Genomic DNA, 4640 nt, shown 5'->3' on the forward strand with positions numbered 1-4640 from the left:
CTTCAGGGGAGGAGGGTGAGCAGGCCCTCGACGCCGCGGCGGAACGCGTCGCCGACGCTGTCGACGCCGTCGAGGTGGGCGCCGGACATGGCGCCGTCGCGAATCAGGACGAAATGTCGTGCGGCGTGCTCGGGGTTGCCTCGTCGAGGGGAATCCCCGAAGACCTGCGCGAAGAGCTCGGTGAGTGTGGTCGCGTACCAGGTTCGGTGTTCGAGGATCACCTGGCGCACCGGGTCGTCGGGGTCGGGGTACTCGGCGGCGGCTTTGAGGAACGCGCAGCCGCGGAACTCCGGCGCGGCCAGGTTGTCGGCGACGGCGGTCCCGATCGCGCGCAACGCGTCGGCCGGAGACCGCGCGGCCTCGACGGCGGCCCGCACACCAGCCCGCGTGCCGGTATCGACGCCGCGCAGGTAGGCGAGCACGAGGTCTTCCTTCGAAGGGAAATGCCGGTAGAACGTCGCCCGCGTGGCCGGGGCCTCGGCGAGGATCCGCTCGACCCCGACCGCTCGGATGCCCTCCCGGTAGAACAGCCTGCTGGCCGTGGACAGCAGCCGCTCCCGTGCCTCGGATCGCTCCGGCCGCCCCGAGGAGCTCGCGTTCGGGTCGTCCTGCGCCAGGCGGGTCCGTGCTGCCATCGCGCAACCCTAGCGGAAAGAACGATCGGTCTTGCGGTCAAGGAGGCATCGTGCCAGGCTTGCGCCGCAAGAGAGAACGGTCTTTCTTCCAGGAGGGAACTGTTGTGACCACAACCACCGCCCCGTCCGCCGACCTCGGCGCCGTCGCGCAGGCGCTGCGCAGGCTCTACCTGCTCCGTTTCGGGTTCGCTCTGGTCTGGGCCGTGGTGATGTTTCTGACCGGGTCGAGCATCGGACCGGTCAGTGCGACCCTGCTCGTGATCTACCCGCTGTTCGACGTGGGCGCCGCCATCGTCGATGCTCGCTCCTGCCGGGCGAGCCGCTCCGCCCGGGGACTCCAGGTCAACATCGCGATCAGTGGGATCGCCGCCGTCGGGCTGGCCTTCGCGGCGGCCTCCGGTGTTCCGGCCGTCCTGCGGGTGTGGGGAGTCTGGGCCATCGTCGCGGGCCTGGTCCAGCTCGTCGTCGCGCTGTCGCGGCGCGCCGCCCTCGGCGGCCAGTGGTCGATGATCGCCAGCGGCGCCCTCTCCGCGGTCGCCGGGATCTCGTTCCTCCTCCAGGCCGCCTCGTCGCACGACTCGGTGCGCAGCCTGGGCGGTTACGCCCTGCTCGGCGGCATCTTCTTCCTCGTCTCCGCGCTGCGCCTAGGACGCGACGCCAACCCGAACACCGGAGTTGGCACGCGCCGCCAGACCCGCACCCAGACCCCACCGGCGGCCCACGGCACAGCAGGCTGACGGCCCGCCGACGGCATGTCGCGGTGACTTCGATCCGCGGGTGCTCGCCGACATGATCGGAACCGTCGGCCGGTTCACCGACGACGACCAGGTGACAACCGCTGGGCGGCGGGCATGGGCGTCCAGCCGCGGGTCAGCCGATCCGCTCGGCCAGGGAGACGATGATTCCCTCCGGGCCGCGCACGTAGGCCATCCGCCAGATGTTCTCGTACGACAACCGGGGCTATCGGCCCGACGGCTATGGCGACAGGCGCGACTCGCGCTACGACTACCCGCCACCGGCACGCGGCGGGTATGCCGAGCACCGGCCGCCCGTCTCGCCGCCACCGGAGAAGACGGGGGCTTTTCCCGCGACGCCCAGGTGATGCTGCGGTCGAAGAAGTACACCGACCCGTGATCTACCCGGGCATCCTGGCCTGGGCGGGTGCGGCGGCTGTTTCCTGGGTGGCGCGGGGTGGCCGTCCGGTCATGGTTCGGCCGTGGTCGGTCATGAGGGCGCGCAGGGCGCGCTCGGTCGCCGCGTCGACCGGTGTGACGACGAACAGGCGCTGGTGGGAGTCGCCGAGGGTGGCGAGAATGTCATAGGCGACGGTCATCTCACCGGCCACCGGGTGGCGGATGCGCTTGACACCGTGGGAGCGTTCCCTGACCGTGTGGTCGTCCCACCAGGCGGCGAATTCGGCGCTTTCCTGGCGTAGGCGTGCGATGACCTCCGCCAGTCGGGCATCCTCGCGGTGACGGGCGAAATCGGCGCGCAGGTTCCCGACGGTCTCCCGCGCGATGCGTGTCCAGTCGAGTTGGGTCTCCCGGGTCCGTGGGTCCAGGAAAATCAGACAGGCGCTGTTGGCCGCCTCGCCGATACCGAAGTTCTCACCGAACAGGGCCGCCGCGGCGGCGTTGCGGGCGAGGATGTCACAGCGGAAGTCCGTGAGGTAGGCGGGCAGCAGCGGCATGCCGTTGAGCAGGGCCAGCAGCGAGTCGCTGACCGGGACGGGCACGGCCGCGTCCATCATGGGTGCCTCGCCGCGGCCGATCAGGTGCAGGTGGCGGCGTTCGGCCGGTGACAGGAGCAGGGCGCGGGCGATCGCGTCCAGTACCTCGGCGCCCGGGATGCCCACCCGTCCCTGCTCCAACCGGATGTACCAGTCGATGCTGACCGCGGCCAGCTGCGCGACCTCCTGGCGCCGCAGGCCCGGTGCGCGGCGACGGTCGCCGCAGGGCAGGCCCACGTCCTGCGGTCGCAGCCGCGCCCGCTTCGCCCGCAGGAACCGGGCCAGCTCCGGGCGTCGCGTCGTCCGCTGGTGCGTCATCTCTCCAGGATCGGCCTGCGGTCAGCCGGATACCAGCGGCGATCCTGGTACTGCGAATGCCAGGATGCGCGACGCCTTCCCACCTTCGTGCCGGTACCCGCACCGTGGTCCGCACATCACCACGTGGGAGGCACCTATGAGATCACCGTTTCGCGCCATGACCGCTGTCGCGCTCGCGGCGCTCTGCGTCGCAGGCATGGTCACCACGGCCACCGCGGGGTCCGGCCCCGCGCGCACCGACGGCTACGGGTATTCGGCCGTCCGCCGCAACATTCCGGCCAAGGCGGTTCGTTTCCAGGTCAGCAGCCCGGACGTGCGGGACGGCGGCGCGCTGCCGGCCACCCACTGGGCGAACGGATTCGGCTGCGACAACCCCAACCAGCCGGTGCGGCTCGGCTGGACCGGGGCGCCGGCGGGTACCCGCGGCTACGCGGTGACCCTGTTCGACCCGGACGCACCCACCGGCTCGGGCTTCTGGCACTGGCTGGTCTGGGACATTCCCGCCTCGGCCACCCGGCTCGGCGCGACACCGCCGCCCGGCGCGGTGTCCGGCACCGGTGACGCGGGTGTCGCCGGCTACTTCGGGCCGTGCCCGCCGGTCGGCGACATCGCCCACCACTACCAGTTCACCGTCTACGCCCTGGACGTTCCCAGCCTCGCCCTGGCACCCACCACGCCGCCCGCCGTGTCCAGCCACGTCCTCGGCTACGCCCGCCTCACCGCCACCGTCCAGCGGTAGGCGGCCCGGGCGCGGCGCTGCCGTTCTGGCCGGCGGCGATGGTCGCGTGCACCTCGGCGACTCGTTGTTCCTGCGCCGCGTGGACGCGTGCGACGTCGAGTGCCTCGGCGGCGGCGTCGTCCTGGGCCATGAGAAGGTCCAGGTCGGCGTCGCCGAGGTCGAGGACGCCCAGGTCGAGGTAGGCCCGCCGCAGCCGCGGACCCCACAGCCCGATGTCCTTCACGCACGGGACGACCCGGGCGAACAGCAGCGTGCGAAAGAGCCGCATCGTCTCGCTGGCCTCGACGATCCGCCGGGCCTCGTCGGTGCGCAGACCGAGGTTCTCCAGGACCTCTAGACCCTGGATGCGGTCACGCATCAGGTGGCAGCCCTCGATCACGAACTCCTCGCGTTCCCGGAGTTCGGCGTCGGAGAGCTGCCGGTAGTAGTCGCGCAACGCGATGCGTCCGAAGGCGACGTGCCGGGCCTCGTCCTGCATGACATAGGTGAGCAGCTGTTTCGCGAGTGGCTGTGTCGTGGCATCTCGAATCAGACCGAAGGCTGCGAGCGCCAGACCTTCGATGAGGACCTGCATGCCCAGATACGGCAGGTCCCACCGGGAATCGTTCAGGCTGTCGGCCAGCAGGCCCTGAAGGCTGTCGTTGATCGGGTACAGCAGGCCGATCTTCTCGTGCAGGAACCTGGTGTAGATCTCGACATGCCGGGCCTCGTCGACCACCTGGGTGGCGGAGTAGAGCTTCGCTTCCAGACCGGGGGAGGTCTCCACGATGCGCGCCGCGCAGATCAGCGCCCCCTGCTCACCGTGCAAAAACTGGGAGAACTGCCAGGCGGCGGCGTGCCGGCGCACCTGCGTACGATCGGTGGCCGACATGCGGTTCCAGTGGTCCGTTCCGTACAGGACGTTCGCCTCGTCGGGAATGCCCAACGGATCCTCGGGGTCGACCGGCAGATCCCAGTCTATCCGCGTGGTCGAGTCCCACTGCCGGTCCTTGCCCTTCTGGTACAGGTCGAGCAGCCTGCCGCGCTCGGGATCGTATTCCCAGGTGAAAACAGGGTGGCCGCCGGCACCGGCGGCCCAGCGGTCCGTTTCGGGGGTCTGAGTGTAGAGATCTCGCGTGGACACCAGCTGTGCTCCCGTCAACGCCGGATGACGTTCCCCGACCGATGCTGCGCCCTGACCGCCGGCGCGGCCACACCGATCTGTCTATCGGGCCATAGG

General features: G+C 70.6%; 5 protein-coding genes. 2 read left to right on the forward strand and 3 right to left on the reverse strand.

Annotated elements, in window-relative coordinates; genetic code table 11:
- Window positions 1-2 precede the first annotated feature (2 nt).
- Window positions 3-635, reverse strand: a complete 633-nt coding sequence (locus tag G6R24_RS18475) for a TetR/AcrR family transcriptional regulator (protein ID WP_163550460.1) — start codon at window positions 633-635, stop codon at window positions 3-5.
- 104 nt (window positions 636-739) lie between these two features.
- Between G6R24_RS18475 and G6R24_RS18480 the strand changes: the two genes are divergently transcribed.
- Entirely contained in the window at window positions 740-1372 is a 633-nt protein-coding gene (locus G6R24_RS18480; protein ID WP_217451562.1) for a hypothetical protein, read from the forward strand.
- Between the two features lie 398 nt (window positions 1373-1770).
- On the opposite strand, the gene G6R24_RS18490 is transcribed toward G6R24_RS18480, so the two are convergent.
- Window positions 1771-2682 carry a helix-turn-helix transcriptional regulator gene (locus G6R24_RS18490; protein ID WP_163550461.1) on the reverse strand — a complete coding sequence of 304 codons (912 nt, stop codon included), beginning with the start codon at window positions 2680-2682 and terminating at the stop codon, window positions 1771-1773.
- A 157-nt stretch (window positions 2683-2839) separates the two neighbouring features.
- Between G6R24_RS18490 and G6R24_RS18495 the strand changes: the two genes are divergently transcribed.
- Entirely contained in the window at window positions 2840-3421 is a 582-nt protein-coding gene (locus G6R24_RS18495) for a YbhB/YbcL family Raf kinase inhibitor-like protein (RefSeq protein ID WP_217451561.1), read from the forward strand.
- Here G6R24_RS18495 and G6R24_RS18500 read toward each other — a convergent pair.
- Window positions 3399-4544, reverse strand: coding sequence for a ferritin-like domain-containing protein (locus G6R24_RS18500; RefSeq protein WP_163550462.1), 1146 nt, complete (start codon window positions 4542-4544; stop codon window positions 3399-3401). The two genes, G6R24_RS18495 and G6R24_RS18500, sit on opposite strands and share 23 nt — an antisense overlap.
- Window positions 4545-4640 lie beyond the last annotated feature (96 nt).

This window comes from Candidatus Frankia nodulisporulans, from assembly GCF_902806475.1.
Taxonomy (GTDB): domain Bacteria; phylum Actinomycetota; class Actinomycetes; order Frankiales; family Frankiaceae; genus Frankia; species Frankia umida.

Excerpts from the sequence above, each read along its gene's own strand:
- G6R24_RS18495 (WP_217451561.1), top strand. The coding sequence starts at position 2,840 with ATGACCGCTGTCGCGCTCGCGGCGCTCTGCGTCGCAGGCATGGTCACC.
- G6R24_RS18475 (WP_163550460.1), bottom strand. The coding sequence starts at position 635 with ATGGCAGCACGGACCCGCCTGGCGCAGGACGACCCGAACGCGAGCTCC.
- G6R24_RS18490 (WP_163550461.1), bottom strand. The coding sequence starts at position 2,682 with ATGACGCACCAGCGGACGACGCGACGCCCGGAGCTGGCCCGGTTCCTG.